The sequence below is a fragment of the Pseudoalteromonas sp. NZS127 genome (assembly GCF_015864805.1).
Classification (GTDB): Bacteria; Pseudomonadota; Gammaproteobacteria; order Enterobacterales; family Alteromonadaceae; genus Pseudoalteromonas; species Pseudoalteromonas nigrifaciens.
Genome location: NZ_JADYWN010000001.1, coordinates 304540 through 326681, shown reverse-complemented (window position 1 = coordinate 326681; position 22142 = coordinate 304540). Strand labels below are relative to the sequence as shown.

Genomic DNA, 22142 nt, shown 5'->3' with positions numbered 1-22142 from the left:
TTTAAAAGCCGCTGTTTAGTCTTCGTTTAAAACAGGAACTTCTAAGCCCATTTCTTGCATTATTTTTTTCACTTCTTCAGGCACTTTTTCGGCGTTATCTTTACGTAAATCATCATCGTTAGGTAACGGTTGCCCAGTAAACGCATGCAAAAATGCTTCACATAATAGCTCGCTATTAGTTGCATGGCGTAAGTTATTAATTTGCCTACGGGTGCGTTCATCGGTTAGTACTTTTAATACATTTAGCGGGATCGAAACGGTGATCTTTTTAACTTGCTCTGATTTTTTCCCGTGTTCTGCGTATGGGTGAATATACTCGCCATTCCATTTTGCCATAAGATGTATCGTTGCCTCAGATTATTAATTGCTCACCCTACTAAAAAATAGCGCGCATATGCGTGAAATTCTATCGATTTAAACAAATTAGTCAAATACTTGTTGCACAGATGGCTAGGTGTTTAAATGTTTTGACTTCTTAAGTTGAATGAATTACTGTTTTAGACGTCTAAACATCTAAATAAAGCAGGTAATAAATATGAGTGAAAAAAATAAAGCGACAATTGCAGTTCGCAGTGGTGTCGATGCTGATAAGCACCATGGCGCGGTTGTGCCTCCGCTGTATTTATCAACCACTTATTCGTTTGCCGACTTTGATACAAAACGTCAATATGACTATGGCCGCAGTGGTAATCCAAATCGTGATACTTTAGCCCAAGCACTCAGCGAACTCGAAGGCGGTGCTCGCGGCATTATTACTGCAACAGGAATGGCTGCCGTACATTTAGCCACTCAGCTGCTTAATAGTGACGATACGTTAGTGATCCCCCATGATTGTTATGGCGGCAGCTATCGCTTATTTACCTCATTACAAAAGCGCGGCCTATTAAAACTCGAAGTGTTAGATTTAACTAAACCAGAAAGTTTGCAGCAAATTTTAGTAATCAAACCTAAGTTAATTTGGATAGAAACCCCTAGTAACCCTATTTTACGTTTAACTGATATTAAAGCAGTAACCGATATTGCGAAACAATGCGGTGCTTTGGTAGCCGCAGATAACACTTTTTTATCGCCTGCATTACAAAACCCGATTAAATTTGGCGTTGATATTGTGGTGCACTCAACCACTAAGTACATAAATGGCCACTCAGACGTGGTTGGCGGTGCGGTTATTGCTGCAACTGACGAACTAGGTGAAGAACTGGCTTGGTGGGCAAATAATATTGGTATAACGGGGGCACCGTTTGATAGTTACTTAACTTTGCGTGGCTTGCGTACTTTAAATGTACGCTTACGGCAGCATCAAGAAAATGCCTTAGCTATTGCTAAGTACCTTGAAAGCTCAAAATTTGTTAGCCAAGTATATTACCCGGGGCTAGAGTCGCATCCACAACATGAATTGGCTAAAGCACAGCAACTTGGTTTTGGTGGCATGGTTAGTTTTGACATTAAAGGTGATGTAAATGACGCAGCTGCATTTTTAACAAACCTTAAAACATTTAGCTTAGCTGAATCTTTAGGTGGCGTAGAGAGCTTAATATGCCACCCAGCAACAATGACGCATGCAGGAATGGAAGCCGAGGCTCGTTTAGCCGCTGGCGTTGGCGATACGCTTATTCGTGTGTCGGTAGGTATTGAAGATGTAGCAGATTTATTAGCAGACTTTGATCGGGTATTTAATTTAGTGCAACCAGGTCAGCACAATAACGCAGGTAAAGCAGGTGCTAGCGCAAGTAGTAATGTTAAATTGAGCGCTGCTCACCCGGCGTTGTGGTAATTAATATGACTAATAATATTCATAAATTTGGTGGTTCGAGTTTAAGCTCAGCCGAGCGCTATAAAAGCGTTGCAAAAATAATTTTAGGGCAAGCTCAGCCCGGTGATTGTGTAGTGGTATCGGCTGCAGGAAAAACCACAGATACATTAGTAAAACTGTGGCAAAGTTATCAGCAGCACGATACTCAAGCGCTCGCTGATATTGTATTGCAATTAAACAATCATCAAAGTGATTTAATAACGCAGCTACTGCAGGGCGATTTAAAGCGCAGCGCCTTAACCACTCTAAATGAAGAGCTAAGTTTAGTTGCTAAATTAGCGAGTACTGAGCAGTTGCAAGAAGCGGCGCTACTCGCCCATGGTGAGTTGTGGTCAGCTCGTTTGCTCGCAGCGTATTTACAGCAACTTAATGTTGCTGCATGCATGCAAGACGCAAGAGGCTTGTTTACGCTAAGTGATGGACAATTATTGCATAGCCAAAATACGCAGCAGTGTAGTGAGCTTATTAGCCAGCACAAAATTAACGTGGTAACAGGGTTTATTGCGGCTAATACCCAAGGCGATACGGTCACTCTTGGTCGCAATGGTAGTGATTACAGTGCAACCTTATTGGCAAGTTATTGCAATGCTAAACAAGTATATATTTGGACCGATACACAAGGGATATTTAGTACCGACCCACGTAAAGTTAACAAGGCCATTAAATACGCTAAGGTATGTAGAGCGCAAGCTAACTTATTGGCAAGATTAGGTAACCCCGTTTTACACGCTAAAACATTATCGCCACTTAAAAATACCGATATAAAGCTTGCGGTGCGCAGTAGTTTTGACGTGCAAGCAAGCTCAACAAATGTAGTGAAAGAGGGCTGTGTAAAACAAAAACGCTTTATTACTACATTAGAAAATATAGATTTACTTAGTGTTGAAGGGCTAGTTGAGGGTGAGGTAACTCAGGTTAGCCAGCTTATTCAACATAGTTTGCATCATTTTAGTAGCGCAGGTGAAACTTACCTAATAGTACCGGCAGTAGCGACCCATCAAGTAGTTAGTTACTTTGCAGGAAGAGCCAATATTAGCGAGTCTAACCTACATGGTTGCGCGCTAGTTGCTCCTGAGCAAGATATAAACTTATTGAGCACTCAGGCACGCGAGTTGCTCAATTTGCATAATATTGAACCTCGCTTTGTGCATCAAGATAGTGGTTATGTATTGCTACTGACGGATCAGCTTATTGATAGTGATGTGCTTAATGTGCTGCACGATAAACTGATCACTAAAGGCCAAGAAATTGCCTTAATAGTGGCAGGGCTTGGTAACGTAGGGGATGTATTTGTTAGCCAACTATCGGCGCAGCTAGCACGCTTATCAACCGACTTTAATATTAAGTTAGTGGGATTAGCACGTTCGCAAAAACTGCTATTTAATCCCAGCGGCATAAATGTACAGCACTGGAAGAACCAATGGCAGTTAGAGGCTGTTGACTATAGCAGCCAAGATTTATTAACCGCTATTGGCCAGCTTGATTACGAGCATAAAGTGGTTATAGATATAACCGCCAGCGAGCAATTTAGTCAGTTATACCCAGATTTTGTTGCGCTTGATTGTCATTTAATTAGTGCTAATAAGTATGCTGGTACCGCGCCAACTCCTTGGTATAAAGCGTTGCAGCACAATATTGCGCAGCGCAATTTATATTGGCGCTATAACGCTAGTGTGGGTGCCGGTTTACCAATTAATTTTGCCCTTGCAGATTTACAAAACAGTGGCGATAAAATAACACGTATAGAAGGTGTTTTTTCGGGTACGTTATCGTGGTTATGTAGTATGTATAATGGCGCAACTGCATTTTCTGAGTTATTACTTGAAGCGCAACAAATGGGTTTTACTGAACCCGATCCGCGCGAAGATTTATCGGGGCGAGATATGCAGCGTAAGCTACTTATTTTAGCGCGAGAGTTAGGGGTTGAATTAGACCTTAACGACATTGCCTTAGCGCCGTTAATGCCCGGTGAGCTAGCACTAGGTAGCTGGGATGACTTTTTAGCTAATAAACATAAGCTCGACACTTTTATTGAAGAGCATGCACGCAATGCAAAATTACAAAACGCGGTACTTCGTTATACAGGTTTACTGAGTATTGGGCCCGATAGCGTAACGGCCAAAGTAGGGTTAGCGTATGTTACGCCCAATGACGCATTAGCAAACTTAACCCCGGGTGATAATATTTTTGTTATTAACAGCCAGTGGTACAGCAATAATGCCTTGATTATACAAGGCCCAGGTGCTGGTAAGGAAGTGACTGCAGCAGGCGTTCATTCTGACTTATATTGGCTGATAAAAAACTTAAAGTAATAATTAAATAAAACAAAAAACGGCAACCTAAAGAGGTTGCCGTTCTTTTAGCGTAATTAACCATTTAGCTAATGAGAGATGTGCTTATGGTTAAAATAGCTCTTCTTCTGTTTTGGTGTTTTCTTCAAAAATATCGCTTGGCTGCGAAAGCACATAACTAGTTGGGGTAGTGCCTTTTTCAAAGTATTCAAAGCGGCTAGTGTAATCATTTTTGTGGCTTAATAAGCCAGTCGCTAAATCAATACGAATAGAAACTAATCCTTCAGGTGGTTCAATTGGCGCTTCTGGTTGCCCATCAAGAGCTGCCCTCATAAATTCATTCCATGCCGGTTGAGCTGTTTTAGCGCCCGATTCAGCCCCTGTTATTTGACCACTATCAAGGTTGTTGTTATAAGCAGAACGACCTAGAGTATTGCCAGGGTTGTCAAAGCCAACCCATACTGAGGTGAGTACATTGCGGTTAAAACCACTAAACCAAGTGTCAACAGAATCGTTTGTGGTACCTGTTTTACCCGATAAATCACGACGCCCTAAACGCTGTGCTCGCCATGCAGTCCCCGTCCAGCCTGTTTTATTGCTCCAGCTTCCGCCGCCCCAAATTGCACTGTTCATAGCGTCTGCAATTAAAAAAGCATTTTGTTTAGAAATAATACGTGGGGCACATTGCACTGTTTGCTGCGCTTTTTCACCTTGCTCAGTATTTTCTATCGTTAGGCTGCTGTTATTTTCGATAGCGAGGGGCTGCGTGTTCTCATCGCAGGCTAGGGCTGGGTTTGCTTTAAATAACACTGTACCAAAGGCATCTTGAATTTCAGATATAAAATACGGTTCTATTAAATGCCCGCCATTAGCAAACGCGCTCATACCACGAGCAAGTTCTAATGGAGAAATGGAAGCACTACCAAGCGCTAAAGATTCACTGCGGTTAATGTCTTTATTATCAAAACCAAATTTGAGTAAATGATCGGCAGTACGTTGCAAGCCTACACCACGTAGAAGACGAACCGAAATAACGTTTTTAGATTGCGCCAATGCGCGGCGAATACGAATTGGGCCATTATAAACTGCAGGGCTGTTTTTTGGGCGCCATGCAATACCTTGGCTTTTATCCCATTGATTAATTGGAGCGTCGTTTAAAATGGATGCTAAAGTGTAGCCTTTTTCCAGAGCTGCAGAGTAAATAAAGGGTTTAATGTTTGAGCCAACTTGGCGTTTAGCTTGCACTGCACGGTTGTACTGGCTTTGCTCAAAACTATAACCACCAACAATTGCTTTAATACGGCCATCTTGAGGGTCTAAAGACACAATGGCACTAGAGGCTTCAGGAATTTGACTCAATAAATAATTATTATCGTCGTTTTTACGTAGCCATATTTGTGCACCTGGTACTAATATTTCAGTTGCAGCTTTAGGAGCAAAACTTTGGCGGTAACGCGTAATATATTTACGTGCCCACTTTAAGTTATCCCATGTAAGTGTTGCCAGCTCACCATTTTTTAGTAAAACGTCGGCTGTTTTTTCGTTAACTGCCAATACCACTGCTGCTTGTAAGTCGCCAAGCTGTTTTACGTCTTTTAGCTGGTTAAGAATTTGCGCTTGGCTTAATGCTGGTTGTGTTTGCGCATCCCATAATAAACGCTCTGGACCTCTAAAACCGTGGCGCATATCGTAACTATGTAAGTTATTTACTAAAGCCGTTTGCGCAGCTTGTTGAACGTGGGACTCTACCGAGGTAAATATTTTAAAGCCAGAGTTGTACGCTTTATCAATACCGTATTTAGCAACCATTTCTGCACGCACCATTTCAGATATATAAGGTGCGTATAAATCTATTTCAGCGCCATGAAAAACAGCCGTTATAGGTTGATTAATAGTCTCTTCATATTCGCTTTGGGTTATATAACGTTCAGACAACATTCTACCAAGTACGACATTACGACGCGCTTTAGCACGCACTGGATTGCGAATAGGATTAAGCGCTGAAGGTGCTTTTGGCAGGCCGGCAATCATTGCCATTTGCGCAAGGGTTAAGTCTTTTAGTTCTTTACCGTAATAAACTTGCGCTGCTGCACCAATACCAAACGCCCTATTACCTAATTCAATTTTATTTAAATACAGCTCAAGAATTTCGTTTTTGCTTAATAAGTTTTCAATATGTATCGCGATAAAAATTTCTTTTACTTTACGAATGTAGGCTTTTTCGCGGGTTAAGAAAAAATTACGTGCTAGCTGCATAGTAATAGTACTAGCGCCTTGTTTTTTCTCTCCGGTAGATATAAGTACAAGCGCAGAGCGGACTATACCTATTGGGTCAATACCAAGGTGATCATAAAAGCGGCTGTCTTCGGTGGCTAAAAATGCATTAATGAGAGGTTGTGGTATTTGGTCTATTGTGACCGGAATTCGTCGTTTTTCACCAAATTGATTGATCAACAGACCATCTTTAGTGAATACTTGCATAGGAGTTTGTAATTGCACGTCTTTTAAAACTTGCACACTTGGGATATCAGGTTTAACGTAATAATAAAGGCTGAACAAAGTGATCAGTCCAAATAATGTGCAAATGATAAAAAATTGTAAAGTTCTTTTTAATAAAATCACTGATATTTCCCTAAATGGACTCCCAATTACAAGTTGAGGCTGCTAGTATATATTGATTAAAAAATGAATAGTATTTTTTCAGATAATAATTATAACTTGTTTATTATTAAAACAAAGGCAAAGTTGCAAACATGCTAAGTCAACTATTTAAAAAGCCATCGCCGATGATGGTAGGCATTGATATAGGATCGCACTCTATCAAAGCTGTACTGTTAAGTGAAACAGACACTGGGCTTCGATTAGAAGCACTTGCAATTGAACCTATGCCAAAAGGCGCCATGAGTGAGCGTACTATTCAAGATATTGAAGCAATTGGTAATGTAATAACTAAATTAAAACGAAAATTACCTAAATCACTAAAAGAAGCTGCGGTGGCTGTTTCAGGCCAGACCGTGATCACCAAGGTGATTTTCATGGATGTCACCTTAAGTGACGCTGAATTAGAATCGCAAATTGAAATTGAAGCAGACAGCTTAATTCCTTATCCATTAGATGAAGTTAATCTTGATTTTGAAAAGCTATCAACCAATGCCGCCGATCCTAGTAAAATGAATGTATTGCTTTCGGCTGCGCGTACTGAAAGCGTTGAAGCACGTGTTGGCGCGTTAGAAGCGGCTAACTTGGTTGCTAAAGTGGTTGACGTAGAAAGCTACGCATTAAGCCGAGCAATGGATGTGTACTATCAACAGTTACCAAGTGATGCATTTAATAAGTGCGTTGCAATTGTCGATATTGGCGCGGTATTAACACTCGTAAGTGTAGTGCAAGCGGGTGATACAATTTATACCCGCGACCAAGTGTTTGGTGGCGATCAATACACTAATAGTATTGTTACTTATTATAATAAAGGCTTTGATGAAGCTGAAATTGGTAAAGCAACCGGCGACTTACCGCCAAATTATACCTTTGAAGTACTTGCACCTTTTCAAACAGCCTTGCTACAACAAGTGCGCCGCGCGGTGCAAATGTTTTTAACCACCACGGGTAAAGATCAGCTAGATTATATTGTATTAACCGGTGGTACAGCTATGATTAGCGGTTTTGAGCGCTTATTAGTCGAAGAGTTAGGTATACACACAATTGTAGCCGAGCCATTTGTAAATATGGAAATATCTCCTAGAGTTGACCGTAATGTATTACAGCGTCATCGCACGCAATTTGCTATTGCAACAGGACTCGCTTTGAGGAGCTTTTCATCATGCCACATATAAATTTACTGCCTTGGCGTGAACAACAGCGTGAAGACTCAAAAAAGAAGTTTATTACTTCATTAATTGCAGTTGTTGTTTTGTGTTTTTTGAGTATGTATTTATTGAGCTCATTTTATGGCGCTTTAAAAGAGGGTCAAAATCTAAAAAACAATTACCTTAGTGCAGAAATAAGTATGCTAGATAAAGAAATAAGAGACATTAGAGAGCTAGATAAGAAAAAAGAAAACCTGCAGCAGCGTATGCGCTTAATTGAAAACCTGCAAAGGAGTCGTAATTTAGGCACGCAAATTATGGATGAAGTCGCAAAAATAGTACCTGCAGGGGTTTATTTAACTAAGCTAGAGCGACGCGGTAATCAAATTCATGTACTTGGAAAAAGCGAATCGAATAATCGCCTTTCAACCTTGTTACGTGAAGTGCAAGGTTCTTATTTATTAGAGCGCCCAGTAATGCAAGGTATTGTTGCTGGCGATAAATCTTCGCGTTTGTTGAGTGATTTTAATATGGAATTTTATGTAAAACCATTCGATAAAATTGGCGAGGTACATGATGAACCTTGATTTTAAAGCATTTAAAGATGTAGATTGGAATGAAATAGAACTTGATAATATAGGTGAATGGCCGGTTATTGTTAAAGTTATTTGCGGTGCTTTTATTGCGGGTTTAGTGTTGTTTTTTAGCTATAGCTTATTAGTTTCAGATGAAATAGACAGTTATCACAACGCGGTAGCCAAAGAGGTGGAGCTGCGCACTACTTATCGCACCAAATATGCGATAGCCAGTAAACTAGATATTTATCGACTGCAAATGATTGAAATGGAAGATAAGTTTTCTCAGCTATTAAAACGCCTACCAACCTCTAATGAAACCCCAGGCTTATTAGATGACTTATCTTATGTGGGTACTACCAGTGGCTTAACCTTTTTAAAAATTGGTTGGTTGCCTGAAGTTGAAAAAGAATTTTATACCGAACTGCCAATAAAAATAGAAGTGGTAGGGACCTACCATGAATTTGGTCAGTTTGTAGGTAAAGTGGCTCAATTACCGCGAATTGTTAGTTTACATGACTTTTCTATTTTATCATCTGGAGAAAAGCAGTTAACATTTAGTGTGATTGCAAAAACTTATCGCTACGAAGAGGGGACTAAATAATGAATAAACTCCCTTTAGTGGCTATTTTTACAACGTTATTGAGTGGCTGTAATAGTGACACTTCTGAACAAAAAGAATTTATTGATCAGGTAAAAGCAAGTACAACCCCCAGAGTGGAGAAAATACCAGAGCTCATTCAGTTTGAGTATTTTGAATACAATGCAGGTCAATTGCGCAGCCCATTTGTAGCTCCACAACCTGAAATTATACAAAATAAGTTAACGCAAATTAAAAATTGTTTGCACCCAGATCCAGATAGAGTTCGTGAGCCATTAGAAAAATATCCGCTAGATAACCTAGCGATGAAAGGCACATTAGGCTCTAATAGCCAAACATGGGCACTTATTACTGCTGCTGATGCAACGCTGCATAGAGTAACCGTAGGGAGTTACTTGGGCACTTACGACGGAAAAGTAAAAAAAGTGAGTAGTGACTATATTGAGTTAATAGAATTAATCCCTGATGGATCTGGCTGTTGGAAAGAGCGTCAGACTAAATTAGAAATGTTAGAGGCGACAATTGATGGCGCAAATTAATAACAAAAAAGGTCATACAAATATGTATAAGGATGTAGGTTCGCTTCATCGTGTATTGTCAGCTTTATTAGTGATTTTTGCACTATTAATAGCCAAAACTGCGGTAGCTGAGCCGCTACTTTATGACGTGCGCTATAATCCATTATTAAAAGGCGAAACCGAACTACAACTGGTATTTGATGAAGAATTAACCCTGCAACCAAGTATTCAAGTGTTCAATAGCCCAGCGCGTATAGAAATGCTTTTTACCAATGCACAGTTAGATCAAGGGTTAGCCGATGTTGCTGTTAATTTGGCTGGAATAAATAATGTAACCAGCGTAATGACAAGTAACGGTTTAAAAGTAACGGTACATCTTGAGCGTTTGAAAATTTATGAAACTCAGGTTAATAATAATTTGGTCTCGCTGCGTATCTCTGATAATCCATTAACCGAGCAAGCGCTAACGACTGAAGATGCTGCAGATAGTATTGGCGGTAGCTACATTAATCGTATTCAATCTATTGATTTTCGCCGTGGTGAAAAGGGCGAAGCTAAAGTGTTGGTATTTTTGCAAGATACTCAAGCCGCAATAGAAGTACATGAAAGTGGCGGTAAAATTATTGCAGAGTTTCATCACACTGATATTTTAGATGATTTATTATACGAATTAGATGTACTTGATTTTGGTACTATCGTAAGCAATATAGAAACCTTTAAAGAAGATAACCTGAGCCGAATTGTTATTGAGCCAAACGCAGCATTTACGTTTACTTATCAGCAAATAGATAATATTTTTACCTTAAATGTTGAGAAAGACGAAACCCAAAATGCTTACCTTGATGGTGGTAAAGAATATCAAGGTCGACCAATGACCCTGAACTTTCAAGACATTTCGGTACGTGCAGTCTTGCAAATTATAGCCGGATACAACGACTTTAACTTAGTAACCAGTGATTCTGTAACGGGCAATATAACGCTACGCTTAGATGGCGTGCCATGGGATCAAGCGCTTGATGTGGTACTCAGAATAAAAGGCCTTGATAAGCGTATGGATGGCTCTATTTTAATGGTAGCCCCATCAGAAGAGCTTGCAGCACGTGAAGCAAAAGACTTAAAAGCAAAGCAACAAGTAGAAGATTTAGAGCCTTTGTACAGCGAGTACATTCGCTTAAATTATGCAAAGGCCGAAGATTTTGCAGATTTACTAAAAACGGACACTAACAGCATTATAACCCCAAGAGGGAGTGTGTCGGTTGATCAGCGTACCAATACATTATTAATGAAAGATACGGCAAAAAGTATCGAAAGCGTACGCCGCATGGTCGAAACGCTAGATATACCCGTAAAGCAGGTTGTAATTGAAGCGCGCATGGTAACCGTACGCGACAACGTTACAGAAGATTTAGGGGTACGTTGGGGCTTTAGTGATCAGCAAGGAACCGATGGTATTTCAGGCACCCTAGAGGGGGCTGAAAACATCTCTAATGGTAATATTCCAAGTTTGTCTGATAGATTAAATGTAAACCTGCCGGTTGCTAATCCTTCAGCTAGCATAGGTATGCATATTGCTAAACTAGCTAATGGTACGTTAATTGATTTAGAGCTAACTGCGCTTGAAGAAGAAAATAAAGGTGAAATTATTGCCAGTCCGCGAATTACTGCGGCTAACCAGCAAAAGGCGAGGATTGAACAAGGTACCGAAATACCTTATGTTGAATCAGCCTCTAGTGGTGCGACAACAGTAAGCTTTAAAAAAGCAGTACTTAGCTTAGAAGTAACACCGCATATAACACCTGATAACAAAGTTATTTTGAATTTAATTATCACTCAAGATACCCGAGGTGATACAGTACAGACCGGAACAGGCCCTGCGGTTGCAATTGATACGCAACAAATTGAAACGCAGGTACTGGTAGAAAATGGCCAAACAGTTGTTTTGGGTGGTATTTTTCAACAGCAAATTATTAATTCGACCAAAAAAGTTCCTTTATTGGGCGACATTCCATACATTGGAAGACTGTTTAAAAGTACCAGTGAGTTTAACGAAAAGCGTGAACTACTGATTTTCGTCACTCCTAAGATACAAGTTGATTAGGGCGTGATTATATTTGAATATTGATTTTGCAGCACTCTACTTAGTTTACTAAGTAGAGAATATGCAGTGTGGTTACTTCCCAAAATATGCGATAGCAGCATAAAACCAACATGCGCTGCCCTTCGGGTGCACTCTAGTGTTATTTTGCGCTTTACTGTGTGAGTTTTACATAACATTACGTAGTAAAGTTATCAGTAATTTGATAAATACAACTTTGGATTGCACAAATTTTAACCATGAAAAATAAATACTCCCTAAAATAAGCTAATGTTTTGTTAACTAATGGATGATTATTTAGATTAATTGCTCGTTATATGGCTTTTTATGCTAATTGACTTGAAATACCCAACCGATTACTGAGATAATCCTCTCCTTAATTTTGGGGCCAGGTCGTTAGGCGGGGTTTTATTTCAAATTTTAGAGTTCGTTTGTACTAAAAGATATGGCTGAGAAACGTAATATATTTCTAGTTGGCCCCATGGGGGCTGGCAAAAGTACGATTGGTCGTCACATCGCTGACCAATTACACCTTGAATTTGTTGATTCTGATCAAGAAATCGAACGCCGTACCGGTGCAGATATTGCCTGGGTGTTTGATCTTGAAGGTGAAGAAGGCTTTAGACTTCGTGAAGAATCTGTTATTGGCGATCTAACCGAAATGCAGGGTATTGTACTTGCAACCGGTGGTGGTTCAGTAATGAGTAAAGAAGTTAGAAACAAGCTTTCGGCTCGCGGTATTGTAGTATACCTAGAGACACCGATTGAAAAACAAGTTGCACGCACACAACGCGACAAGCGTCGCCCATTACTGCAAACAGAAGAAGCACCTCGTGATGTATTAGAACGTTTAGCAGAAGAACGCGAACCGTTATATAAAGAAGTGGCTGATTTTGTTGTACGCACTGATGAGCAAAGCGCTAAAGTTGTTGCTAACCAAATCATCGAGAAATTGGATTTTTAATTACTAATATTAAAGGAAATAGCTAAGCATGCTTGAATTATCTGTTAATTTAGACGAGCGAAGTTACCCTATTTATATTGGTCAATCTACACTTCAAGATAATGGCCGCCTAGTTCATCACATTGGTGATTGTCGGCCTATCATCATTACTAACGACACTATTGCGCCTTTGTATTTACAAGGCTTATTAGCGCAGTTAGCAACATTGAATCCACTGCACTTTATTATTCCTGATGGCGAGCAATATAAATCGCTTACCTGGTTTGAAAAAATATCGGCATTTTTACTCGAAAATAACTGTGGTCGTGACACCTGCTTAATTGCATTAGGTGGCGGCGTTGTTGGTGATTTAACTGGTTTTGTTGCTGCATGTTATCAGCGTGGCATTCCCTTTATTCAAATGCCAACGACACTATTATCACAAGTTGATTCGTCGGTAGGTGGAAAAACAGCGGTAAATCATCCACTAGGTAAAAATATGATTGGGGCATTTTATCAGCCACAAGCCGTTTTTATCGACACACAATCATTACATACTTTACCTGCGCGCGAGTTTGCAGCCGGTATGGCTGAAGTGATTAAATACGGTTTGATTTACGATACTGAGCTATTTGCTTACTTAGAGCAAAATGTTGAGCGTTTACAGCAATTAGATGAAGCCTGTTTACAGCATATAATTTATAGGTGCTGTGAAATTAAAGCGCTAATTGTAGCTCAAGACGAAAAAGAGCAAGGCCTAAGAGCACTATTAAACTTAGGTCATACCTTTGCGCACGCAATTGAAGCGCAAATGGGGTACGGTGTTTGGCTACATGGCGAAGCAGTAGCAACAGGTATGGTACTTGCTGCAAAACTAGCATATACACGCCAAGATTTAACCGCTGAGGACGTTACTCGTATCTCTGGTTTAATTGCGCAATATAGCTTACCCACGCAGATCCCGCCGGTAATGACCAGCGAGCATTTTTTGCAGCATATGCGTAAAGACAAAAAGAATAAAAAGGGTACTATCCGCTTTATTCTGCCCACCCAATTTGGACAATGTGCATTAGTGGATGATGTTTCAGATGACCAAGTTCGAGCGTTAATCGAGCAATAATGCAGCCACAAATTTTACCAAGCCGTGCGGCGTTGGTGGATAGAATCGCACTGCAATTTGAGTACGGACAAAACCTGATTGTTTTACTAGGCACCTCTGGCCTAGGTAAAAGCTACCTACTCGAAACTTTTATTACTGATAAATATAACGATTTTAATAAAGCATTTGTGCAAGTAACAGCGCAAATGACTGACATTCAATTAATGAGCGAGCTATTAGAGCAAAGCTTTAATGCACCTTTAATTGATCATAGCTTGAGCCTATCCGAAAACTTTTATCAATTATTACAACAGCAAGCTTGTGGCCCTTGTTTATGGGTGCTAGATAACGCCAGGCACTTATCAGAAGAATTACAGGTAGAGTTAGAACTACTGGCTAAAAACTCCCCCAGTACGCTTTATATTATGCTTGCTGCGCAGTCAAAACTGGCCTTTGCAGCGGCAATAAACATTCACTTAGAGCCATTAAACCAAAGTGAAAGTAAGCAGTTAATGCGTTGGTATTTTAGCGACCTGCCTTATGATGAAGACCCAGTTTATCAAGCTTTTATAGCTGCGGCTCAGGGTAATCCTAATTTATTACTGAGCTGGCAAGCAACAGAACATATAGCGGATGTTGTTGTAAAAGATAAAGTATCTTGGCGTTTACACTTATTAATTTTGATGTTAATTATTCTGTTTTTAATAATTGGCTTGTTATATAAATCAGACATGACCCAATGGTGGCAACAATATTATCAGCAAGCTGAGCCTGAAGTGCTCACAACGGCAATTTCGGTTAAGCAAATACAGCAGCCATTAGCGAATAGCGAAAATAGCGTTATTGCAGCGCCACCTAACTTACCTGCAAGCACAGTTGAGCTACAAACACCGCATAATGATGTGCCTGCAATTATGCAAAGTCTGACTGCGAAGCAAACAACTCCCAGCTCTAAAAATACACCATCGGTAGAGCCAAAGATATTAGCAGCGCAGCCACACAGTAATATTTCAGCTCAGGTTGAGAGCAAAATACTCACAGGTAATGCATGGTACTTACAACAGCCAGACACAAATACAGTTATTCAATTATTAGCGATTACTCAGCAACAAGTCAGTGCTGAATTTATTAACCAGCATAAACTACAAAAAGTAGCGCATACCTATCAAACTAAAAGAAACAATAAAACTTGGTGGGTGGTAACAGTGGGTAGTTTTACTGATATGAATGCTGCAAAGTTAGCTATGAGCGCTTTGCCTGCAGAGGTTAAAATAAATAAGCCTTTCTATAAAAAAATAAGCAAAATAAAACAAGAAATTGTATTAGTTGATCAGTAAACTAAGCAACTTTAGTGTAAAATCGCGCAACACCAGATTGAAGTAAAGAGCCAATGCAGCAAAAGAGTAGAGCCTTCCTTAAATGGGCTGGCGGAAAATACAGTCTAGTTGAAGATATTAACGCGCGACTAAAGCAAGCTAGCCAGCAGGCTGATACTTTGGTTGAACCTTTTGTTGGTGCCGGCTCAGTGTTTTTAAATAGCGACTTTAAACACTATATTCTTAATGATATTAATGCCGATTTAATTAATTTATACAAAGAACTTAAAAACTCGCCCGATGAGTTTATAAGTGATGCTAAAAAGCTGTTTGTGGATTTAAATAATCATCCCGACGCTTACTACGAATACCGCGTGCAATTTAATCAAAGTAGCGATATATACGAACGCGCAATGCTGTTTTTATATATGAATAGACACGGTTATAACGGGCTTTGTAGGTATAACTTAAAGGGTATTTTTAATGTACCTTTTGGTAAATACAAAAAGCCGTATTTTCCCGAAAAAGAAATGTACTTTTTTGCTAAAAAAGCGCAACAGGCTACGTTTACCTGCCTTGATTACGATGACATTTTTAAACTAGTACCTAAAAATGCAGTTATTTATTGTGATCCACCGTATGTGCCTTTAAGTAAAACAGCCTCGTTTACCTCGTATGCTAAGGGCGGTTTTAATTTAGATGATCAAGCAAATTTAGCAAATTTAGCCGAGCAAGCGGCGTTTGAAAATGACACTCCAGTGCTTATCTCTAACCATGATACGGTATGGACGCGTAAAATTTATAGCCAAGCAACATTAGATCAAATTCAGGTAAAGCGCACTATTAGCCCCAAAGGTGGATCGCGTAATAAAGTGAGCGAACTAATGGCTATGTACTTAGCACCGAAACAACAATCGCGTAAATCGAAATAATAAAAACAATAAAAAGCATAATAGCTATTATGATAATGCTAACTGGCGAGTGGTGTTTAAAATCTGCGTGGCGTTTATTGTTAGATTGCACCCCAAAAAATGCAGCAAGTACACTTTGTAAGGCGCTAAAAAATTGTCGCATGTTTAAAATGATGGTTTTAAAGAGGGAAGCTTTTTAGAATCACCAGAGCTTGTAAGTAACTCTAATAAATCTAAATAATGAAACTGTGCACTGCGGCTATCGCCTGTTATCCATGAAGACCAAGACGATTCATCTACTATTTTAAGGCAAGCACTTACAGCTGTATCTGTAGAAGTTGTTTGTTTTTGCTGGCAATTGTTAATTGCCGTTAAATCTTGCTCAGAACTTGAGATAAAATTTAACGCTCCAACAAACAAAAATGCTGACGCCATTAATATCCCTGTTTTAAAAGCACGCATGATTTAAACCTAATAATTTGATCCTTTTTTAAGCATAACAAAAATTGCTTAAATAACAAACTTAAATTTTAGCATTAGCTTCTAAAGTCGAATAAAAATAAAGGCTTATCAATAATCTTTATTTTTATTAAGCCATTATATTTGTCGCGATTACTTGGGTAACATCATTAATTAAGTTACATTAACGCAATATATTATTCATTGTCGGATTAACTATGTTGAACCCAGAAAAAAAATACTTAATAGCCCCTTCTATTTTATCTGCTGATTTCGCTAAACTAGGTGAAGATGTTGATAGTGTACTTGCTGCGGGTGCCGATGTGGTTCACTTTGACGTGATGGATAATCACTATGTGCCTAACTTAACTATTGGCCCTATGGTGTGTAAAGCGCTTAGAAATTACGGTATTAAAGCGCCTATTGATGTGCATTTAATGGTTAAACCGGTTGATAGCCTTATTCCTCAGTTTGCCGAGGCCGGCGCTTCAATTATTACTTTTCATCCAGAAGCCAGTGAGCATATTGACCGCACATTACAATTAATAAAAGATCATGGCTGCCAAGCTGGTTTAGTGTTTAATCCAGGTACTAGCTTGAGCTTTCTTGATCATGTGATGGATAAAATTGATGTTATTTTAATTATGTCGGTTAATCCAGGGTTTGGTGGACAAAGCTTTATTGCGCATACTTTAGAAAAACTACGCCAAGCAAAACAACGTATTGTAGAATCGGGTCGCAATATACGCTTAGAAGTTGATGGCGGAATAAAAGTCGATAACATTGCCGCTGCTGCAGAGGCAGGAGCTGATATGTTTGTAGCGGGTTCAGCCATTTTTAACCAGCCAAATTACCAAGAAGTTATCGATCAAATGCGTGAGCAATTAGGAAGTGTTAAATAATGAAGTACGACCTAGCCCTGTTTGATTTAGATGGCACCTTAGTAGATAGTGTATACGATTTATACATAGCACTTAATCTTACTTTGAGCGACTTAGCATTTCCGATTGTTAGCCAGCGCTTAGTAGAAAGCTGGGTTGGCAATGGTATAGAAGTATTAGTAAAACGCGCACTGAGTGGCGAAATGCAAATAAGTGAGCATTTAGATAAAGCACTTAGCGATAAAGCATTTTCATTATTTTACCAACATTATGAACAGCAAGTAGGTGAATATAGCGTACTTTACCAACATGTTGAAACTGGGCTTGCTGCCCTACGTGGTATGCCCAAGGCATTGATCACTAATAAAGATCGTTTATTTACCGAAAAATTACTGGATAAGTTAGCCTTAACGAGTCATTTTGAGCTAATAATTTGTGGTGATGACATGGCTAAAAAGCCATCAGCAGAGCCGTTGTTATTTGCCTGTAATAAACTAAATGTTGAGCCCAGTAAAGCGATTATGATTGGCGACTCTAAAAGCGATATACTAGCTGCCAATGCAGCTAAAATTGACGTTATTGCACTGAGCTATGGTTATAATCAAGGTGAAAACCTTAAGGACTATAATCCACAGTACCTATGCGATAACTTCTTAGATATAATACCTGTTCTTACACAGCGCTAAGTGCTGTTAATTAAGCAAAATAAAGGAAAATCATGAGTAAACCAGTAGTTTTAAGTGGCGTGCAGCCAACCGGTGGTATGACAATAGGCAACTATGTTGGCGCTATTAACCAGTGGCTAAAGTTACAGGAAGACTATGATAGCTACTTTATGCTTGCAGATCTTCACGCAGTAACTGTGCGTCAAGACCCTGAATTACTTCGCTCGCGCGTTTTAGATGGTGTAGCGCTTTATACTGCTTGTGGTATTAACCCAGAAAAAGCCGCGTTATTTGTGCAATCGCAAGTACCAGAGCATGCACAACTTGCTTGGGTATTAAATTGTTATGCACAAATGGGCGAACTTAATCGTATGACCCAGTTTAAAGATAAGTCGGCAACGCACGCGCACAATATTAACGTGGGCTTATTTGCTTACCCAGTATTACAAGCGGCCGATATTTTATTATACCAAGCAGAGCAAGTGCCGGTAGGGGAAGATCAAAAGCAACACCTTGAACTAACCCGCGATATCGCAACACGTTTTAACAACCTGTATGGCGAGGTGTTTAAAATACCTCAAGCGTATATTCCAGAGTTTGGCGCGCGAGTAATGAGTTTGCAGGATCCGCTGAAAAAAATGTCTAAGTCTGATGAAAATCTAAATGGTTTTATTATGATGTTAGATGAGCCAAAAAAGATTGAGAAAAAACTGAAAAAAGCAGTTACCGATTCAGACGAACAAGCGCGTATTTACTTTGACCGAGCTGAAAAGCCTGGAGTGTCAAACTTACTTACCTTGTTAAGTGTGGCAACTAAACGTTCAATTGAGGATTTAGTGCCAGAGTACGAAGACAAAATGTACGGCCATCTGAAAAAAGACACTGCAGATGCTGTAGTGGCAATGATTGAGCCAATTCAAGCGCGTTTTAAAGAGATCAGAGAAGATCAAACACTCCTTAATAACATCATGAAGCGTGGCGCAGAAAAAGCCAGCAGCCAAGCCGAAGGTACGTTAAAAGCTGTGTACGATGCACTTGGTTTTATTCCTCGCGGTTAAACCTTGCTAGTTAAAATGCTCAATAAAAATGCCGCTTTATTTATAAAGCGGCATTTTTGTTTTATTAGTGTATTTGGCGGTTAATAAAAGAAGTTAACCACCAAATACACAAAAAAATGAATAGCTACCCAGCTAAGCTGCACTCGTTATTTAAGCAGTTCTTTTAAATAACGGCCAGTATGCGAGCGCTCACACTCGGCTACTTGCTCAGGTGTACCTGCAATGAGTATTTCACCACCGCCAGCTCCGCCTTCAGGGCCTAAATCGATAACCCAATCTGCGGTTTTAATAACATCGAGGTTATGCTCAATAACAACAATAGTATTACCGTGATCGCGCAAGCGATGAAGTACAACAAGCAGCTGTTCAATATCGGCAAAGTGTAAGCCTGTTGTTGGTTCATCAAGTATGTATAGCGTTTTACCGGTATCGCGTTTTGACAGCTCGCGGGCTAATTTAACTCGCTGTGCTTCACCGCCCGAAAGCGTTGTAGCTGCTTGGCCTAAACGAATGTACGATAAACCTACGTCCATCAGGGTTTTAAGTTTGCGTGCAATGGCCGGTATTTTATCAAAGTAGTCGTGGGCATCTTCCACTGTCATGTCGAGTACTTGATGAATATTTTTACCTTTATACAGTACTTCAAGGGTTTCGCGATTATATCGTTTACCCTTACATACGTCGCACGGCACGTACACATCAGGTAAAAAGTGCATTTCTACCTTAATTACGCCATCGCCTTGGCAAGCTTCACAGCGTCCGCCTTTAACGTTAAAGCTAAAGCGACCTACTTTATAACCACGAGAGCGCGACTCTTGCGTACCGGCAAATAATTCACGAATACCAGTAAAAATACCAGTATAAGTAGCCGGGTTAGAGCGTGGTGTGCGGCCAATGGGGCTCTGATCAATGTCGATCACTTTATCAAAATGCTCAAGCCCTGAAATTGATTTATACGCAGCAGCTTCGGCAGTTGTTGCGCCATTTAATTCAGTATGCGCAAGCTTAAATAAGGTGTCGTTTATGAGCGTAGATTTGCCCGAGCCAGACACACCTGTTACACAGGTCATTAAGCCAAATGGAATTTTTAAATCAACATTTTTTAAGTTGTTACCAGTAGCACCAAATAACTCCAGCCATTTGTCGTTAGTGGGGTGGCGTAATTTAGGTATTTCTATTCTACGTACACCGGATAAAAACTGCCCAGTAACCGATTCTTTACAGGCTAAAATATCGTCGCGAGTACCTTGGGCAATTATATGCCCGCCATGCACACCAGCACCTGGGCCAATATCAATAATGTGATCGGCTGCGCGAATGGCATCTTCGTCGTGCTCAACCACAATGACCGTGTTACCTAAATCGCGTAAATGCACCAATGTTTTTAATAATCGGTCGTTATCGCGCTGATGCAAACCAATTGATGGCTCATCCAGTACATACATAACACCCACTAGGCCTGCGCCAATTTGGCTTGCAAGGCGAATACGTTGTGCTTCACCGCCCGAAAGCGTATCGGCACTTCTATCGAGTGAGAGGTAGTTTAAACCCACGTTAATTAAAAACGATAAACGGTCGCGAATTTCTTTTAATATTTTTTCAGCTATTTGGCCTCTTTGTCCGGTTAGTTTTAACCCTTCAAAAAAGTCCATTGCTTCACCAATACTCATATGAGTAATAGTGGGTAAGTTAGTTTGGCCAATAAATACATGGCGCGACTCTTGGCGTAAACGCGAGCCATGACAGCTAGGGCAGGCCTGGCTGGTTTGATACTTTGCTAGTTCTTCACGTACCGAGTTTGATTCAGTTTCACGGTAGCGACGGTACATATTATTAAGTACCCCTTCAAACTCGTGATTACGGGTAATTAAATCGCCGCGGTCGTTACGGTAGCTAAAGGCTATTTTAGTAGTGTCTGAGCCTTCTAAAATGATTTTTTGCGAGGTTTTATCTAAATCCTGATATGGCACATCTAAATCAAAATTATAATGCTGCGCAACGGCTTGTAGCATTTGGTAATAATAAAAACTGCGTTTATCCCAGCCTTTAATTGCGCCACCGGCCAAGCTTAGTTCAGGGTTTTGTACTACGCGGTTTGGATCAAAATATTGGCGTACGCCTAGGCCGTCACAGCTTTGGCATGCTCCGGCTGGATTGTTAAACGAAAACAATCTTGGCTCTAACTCGGTCATGGCATAGCCACAAGTAGGGCAGGCAAAATTAGCCGAAAACAGCATTTCTTCTGCGCTGCTGTCATCCATATAAGCTATGTTAGCCACGCCACCCGACATTTCTAATGCAGCTTCAAATGACTCAGCTAAACGCTGTTGTTGGCCATCTTTTACTTTAAAGCGGTCTACAACTACTTCTATAGTATGTTTTTTATGTAGATCAAGTGGCGGTGGATCCGATAGGTCACATACTTCGCCATCAATACGGGCACGAATGTAGCCTTGGCTCGCCAATTGCTCAAGGAGCTTAACATGCTCACCTTTACGCTCTTTTATTACCGGTGCAAGCAACATGAGTTTACTGCCCTCAGGCAGAGCTAAAACAGTATCGACCATTTGGCTAATAGTTTGTGCGGCTAACGGTAGGTCGTGAGTTGGGCAACGCGGTTCGCCCACGCGGGCAAACATTAAACGTAAATAGTCATAAATTTCGGTAATCGTACCCACAGTCGATCGCGGGTTGTGCGATGTTGACTTTTGCTCAATAGAAATAGCCGGAGAAAGACCTTCAATATGATCTACATCGGGTTTTTCCATCAGTGACAAAAACTGCCTTGCATACGCAGAAAGTGATTCAACATAACGACGCTGCCCCTCTGCATACAAAGTATCAAATGCAAGCGAAGACTTACCCGAACCAGATAGGCCAGTAATAACAATTAGCTTATCACGTGGGATGGTTAGGCTGATGTCTTTTAAATTGTGCGTGCGGGCGCCTCGGACTTCAATGTTTTCCATGCTATCTCGTCTATTACCAAAATTATTTGTCCAGTATCGCATAATACGTAACATTATTAATCTATGATCAATGAAAAATCCTTACTTATGACGATTAATTATTAGTAAGCTTATGGTAGAATCTCAGCCTAAATTTTCCACA

19 protein-coding genes are annotated in these 22142 nt (G+C 40.1%); 14 read left to right on the top strand and 5 right to left on the bottom strand.

The features are described from left to right. Nucleotides 1-15 precede the first annotated feature (15 nt). Entirely contained in the window at nucleotides 16-336 is a 321-nt protein-coding gene (metJ, locus tag I6E78_RS01505) for a met regulon transcriptional regulator MetJ (RefSeq protein WP_006793094.1), read from the bottom strand. A gap of 199 nt (nucleotides 337-535) precedes the next feature. On the opposite strand from metJ, the gene metB reads away from it, so the two are divergent. Continuing rightward, complete coding sequence (metB, locus tag I6E78_RS01500; RefSeq protein WP_011329367.1) at nucleotides 536-1774, top strand: cystathionine gamma-synthase; 1239 nt, start codon at nucleotides 536-538, stop codon at nucleotides 1772-1774. Between the two features lie 5 nt (nucleotides 1775-1779). Further along, nucleotides 1780-4125, top strand: a complete 2346-nt coding sequence (locus I6E78_RS01495; protein WP_197181832.1) for a bifunctional aspartate kinase/homoserine dehydrogenase II — start codon at nucleotides 1780-1782, stop codon at nucleotides 4123-4125. 90 nt (nucleotides 4126-4215) lie between these two features. Here I6E78_RS01495 and I6E78_RS01490 read toward each other — a convergent pair whose 3' ends face one another. Next, nucleotides 4216-6726, bottom strand: a complete 2511-nt coding sequence (locus tag I6E78_RS01490; RefSeq protein WP_011329365.1) for a penicillin-binding protein 1A — start codon at nucleotides 6724-6726, stop codon at nucleotides 4216-4218. A 131-nt stretch (nucleotides 6727-6857) separates the two neighbouring features. Between I6E78_RS01490 and I6E78_RS01485 the strand changes: the two genes are divergently transcribed. From I6E78_RS01485 to I6E78_RS01445, 9 genes are all read left to right on the top strand, one after another. After that, nucleotides 6858-7937 carry a pilus assembly protein PilM gene (locus tag I6E78_RS01485; RefSeq protein WP_011329364.1) on the top strand — a complete coding sequence of 360 codons (1080 nt, stop codon included), beginning with the start codon at nucleotides 6858-6860 and terminating at the stop codon, nucleotides 7935-7937. After that, nucleotides 7925-8497: a PilN domain-containing protein gene (locus I6E78_RS01480; protein WP_089368805.1), complete on the top strand. Its 573-nt coding sequence runs from the start codon at nucleotides 7925-7927 to the stop codon at nucleotides 8495-8497. Before I6E78_RS01485 ends, I6E78_RS01480 begins: the two co-directional genes overlap by 13 nt. Then, nucleotides 8487-9089, top strand: a complete 603-nt coding sequence (locus I6E78_RS01475) for a type 4a pilus biogenesis protein PilO (RefSeq protein ID WP_197181845.1) — start codon at nucleotides 8487-8489, stop codon at nucleotides 9087-9089. Before I6E78_RS01480 ends, I6E78_RS01475 begins: the two co-directional genes overlap by 11 nt. Next, nucleotides 9089-9625 (top strand): pilus assembly protein PilP, encoded by a 537-nt coding sequence (locus I6E78_RS01470; RefSeq protein ID WP_179808009.1) that lies wholly within the window; start codon nucleotides 9089-9091, stop codon nucleotides 9623-9625. Before I6E78_RS01475 ends, I6E78_RS01470 begins: the two co-directional genes overlap by 1 nt. Continuing rightward, a complete protein-coding gene (locus I6E78_RS01465; RefSeq protein WP_197181831.1) occupies nucleotides 9612-11702 on the top strand; it encodes a type IV pilus secretin PilQ in 2091 nt (696 codons plus the stop codon). The genes I6E78_RS01470 and I6E78_RS01465 overlap by 14 nt, the downstream gene beginning before the upstream one ends. Before the next feature lie 442 nt (nucleotides 11703-12144). Further along, complete coding sequence (gene aroK, locus I6E78_RS01460) at nucleotides 12145-12663, top strand: shikimate kinase AroK (protein WP_008466255.1); 519 nt, start codon at nucleotides 12145-12147, stop codon at nucleotides 12661-12663. 28 nt (nucleotides 12664-12691) lie between these two features. Next, nucleotides 12692-13762, top strand: coding sequence for a 3-dehydroquinate synthase (aroB, locus tag I6E78_RS01455; RefSeq protein WP_089368802.1), 1071 nt, complete (start codon nucleotides 12692-12694; stop codon nucleotides 13760-13762). Then, complete coding sequence (locus I6E78_RS01450) at nucleotides 13762-15078, top strand: AAA family ATPase (RefSeq protein WP_197181830.1); 1317 nt, start codon at nucleotides 13762-13764, stop codon at nucleotides 15076-15078. Before aroB ends, I6E78_RS01450 begins: the two co-directional genes overlap by 1 nt. 53 nt (nucleotides 15079-15131) lie before the next feature. Continuing rightward, the gene (locus tag I6E78_RS01445) at nucleotides 15132-15989 is read left to right on the top strand and encodes a Dam family site-specific DNA-(adenine-N6)-methyltransferase (RefSeq protein ID WP_011329357.1); all 858 of its coding nucleotides are present in this window, start codon (nucleotides 15132-15134) and stop codon (nucleotides 15987-15989) included. Here I6E78_RS01445 and I6E78_RS01440 read toward each other — a convergent pair. Together I6E78_RS01440 and I6E78_RS01435 are read right to left on the bottom strand one after the other, a co-directional pair. Continuing rightward, the gene (locus tag I6E78_RS01440) at nucleotides 15946-16131 is read right to left on the bottom strand and encodes a DUF2970 domain-containing protein (RefSeq protein WP_182683869.1); all 186 of its coding nucleotides are present in this window, start codon (nucleotides 16129-16131) and stop codon (nucleotides 15946-15948) included. The two genes, I6E78_RS01445 and I6E78_RS01440, sit on opposite strands and share 44 nt — an antisense overlap. A gap of 2 nt (nucleotides 16132-16133) precedes the next feature. Beyond that, on the bottom strand, nucleotides 16134-16430 hold the full coding sequence (locus tag I6E78_RS01435) for a hypothetical protein (RefSeq protein ID WP_182683870.1): 297 nt from the start codon (nucleotides 16428-16430) through the stop codon (nucleotides 16134-16136). 215 nt (nucleotides 16431-16645) lie between these two features. Between I6E78_RS01435 and rpe the strand changes: the two genes are divergently transcribed. From rpe to trpS, 3 genes are read left to right on the top strand one after another with little or no spacing between them, the layout of a single operon-like run. Beyond that, entirely contained in the window at nucleotides 16646-17329 is a 684-nt protein-coding gene (gene rpe / locus I6E78_RS01430) for a ribulose-phosphate 3-epimerase (RefSeq protein ID WP_089368799.1), read from the top strand. Continuing rightward, nucleotides 17329-17994, top strand: a complete 666-nt coding sequence (locus tag I6E78_RS01425; RefSeq protein ID WP_182683871.1) for a phosphoglycolate phosphatase — start codon at nucleotides 17329-17331, stop codon at nucleotides 17992-17994. The genes rpe and I6E78_RS01425 overlap by 1 nt, the downstream gene beginning before the upstream one ends. 32 nt (nucleotides 17995-18026) lie before the next feature. Beyond that, complete coding sequence (trpS, locus tag I6E78_RS01420; protein WP_011329353.1) at nucleotides 18027-19031, top strand: tryptophan--tRNA ligase; 1005 nt, start codon at nucleotides 18027-18029, stop codon at nucleotides 19029-19031. A 146-nt stretch (nucleotides 19032-19177) separates the two neighbouring features. Here the strand turns inward: trpS and uvrA are convergent, their stop codons facing one another. Beyond that, entirely contained in the window at nucleotides 19178-22000 is a 2823-nt protein-coding gene (uvrA, locus tag I6E78_RS01415) for an excinuclease ABC subunit UvrA (RefSeq protein WP_182677587.1), read from the bottom strand. Nucleotides 22001-22142 lie beyond the last annotated feature (142 nt).

Excerpts from the sequence above, each read along its gene's own strand:
- metJ (WP_006793094.1), bottom strand. The coding sequence starts at position 336 with ATGGCAAAATGGAATGGCGAGTATATTCACCCATACGCAGAACACGGG.
- metB (WP_011329367.1), top strand. The coding sequence starts at position 536 with ATGAGTGAAAAAAATAAAGCGACAATTGCAGTTCGCAGTGGTGTCGAT.
- I6E78_RS01495 (WP_197181832.1), top strand. The coding sequence starts at position 1,780 with ATGACTAATAATATTCATAAATTTGGTGGTTCGAGTTTAAGCTCAGCC.
- I6E78_RS01485 (WP_011329364.1), top strand. The coding sequence starts at position 6,858 with ATGCTAAGTCAACTATTTAAAAAGCCATCGCCGATGATGGTAGGCATT.
- I6E78_RS01480 (WP_089368805.1), top strand. The coding sequence starts at position 7,925 with ATGCCACATATAAATTTACTGCCTTGGCGTGAACAACAGCGTGAAGAC.
- I6E78_RS01475 (WP_197181845.1), top strand. The coding sequence starts at position 8,487 with ATGAACCTTGATTTTAAAGCATTTAAAGATGTAGATTGGAATGAAATA.
- I6E78_RS01470 (WP_179808009.1), top strand. The coding sequence starts at position 9,089 with ATGAATAAACTCCCTTTAGTGGCTATTTTTACAACGTTATTGAGTGGC.
- I6E78_RS01465 (WP_197181831.1), top strand. The coding sequence starts at position 9,612 with ATGGCGCAAATTAATAACAAAAAAGGTCATACAAATATGTATAAGGAT.
- aroK (WP_008466255.1), top strand. The coding sequence starts at position 12,145 with ATGGCTGAGAAACGTAATATATTTCTAGTTGGCCCCATGGGGGCTGGC.
- aroB (WP_089368802.1), top strand. The coding sequence starts at position 12,692 with ATGCTTGAATTATCTGTTAATTTAGACGAGCGAAGTTACCCTATTTAT.
- I6E78_RS01450 (WP_197181830.1), top strand. The coding sequence starts at position 13,762 with ATGCAGCCACAAATTTTACCAAGCCGTGCGGCGTTGGTGGATAGAATC.
- I6E78_RS01445 (WP_011329357.1), top strand. The coding sequence starts at position 15,132 with ATGCAGCAAAAGAGTAGAGCCTTCCTTAAATGGGCTGGCGGAAAATAC.
- I6E78_RS01440 (WP_182683869.1), bottom strand. The coding sequence starts at position 16,131 with ATGCGACAATTTTTTAGCGCCTTACAAAGTGTACTTGCTGCATTTTTT.
- I6E78_RS01435 (WP_182683870.1), bottom strand. The coding sequence starts at position 16,430 with ATGCGTGCTTTTAAAACAGGGATATTAATGGCGTCAGCATTTTTGTTT.
- rpe (WP_089368799.1), top strand. The coding sequence starts at position 16,646 with ATGTTGAACCCAGAAAAAAAATACTTAATAGCCCCTTCTATTTTATCT.
- I6E78_RS01425 (WP_182683871.1), top strand. The coding sequence starts at position 17,329 with ATGAAGTACGACCTAGCCCTGTTTGATTTAGATGGCACCTTAGTAGAT.
- trpS (WP_011329353.1), top strand. The coding sequence starts at position 18,027 with ATGAGTAAACCAGTAGTTTTAAGTGGCGTGCAGCCAACCGGTGGTATG.
- uvrA (WP_182677587.1), bottom strand. The coding sequence starts at position 22,000 with ATGGAAAACATTGAAGTCCGAGGCGCCCGCACGCACAATTTAAAAGAC.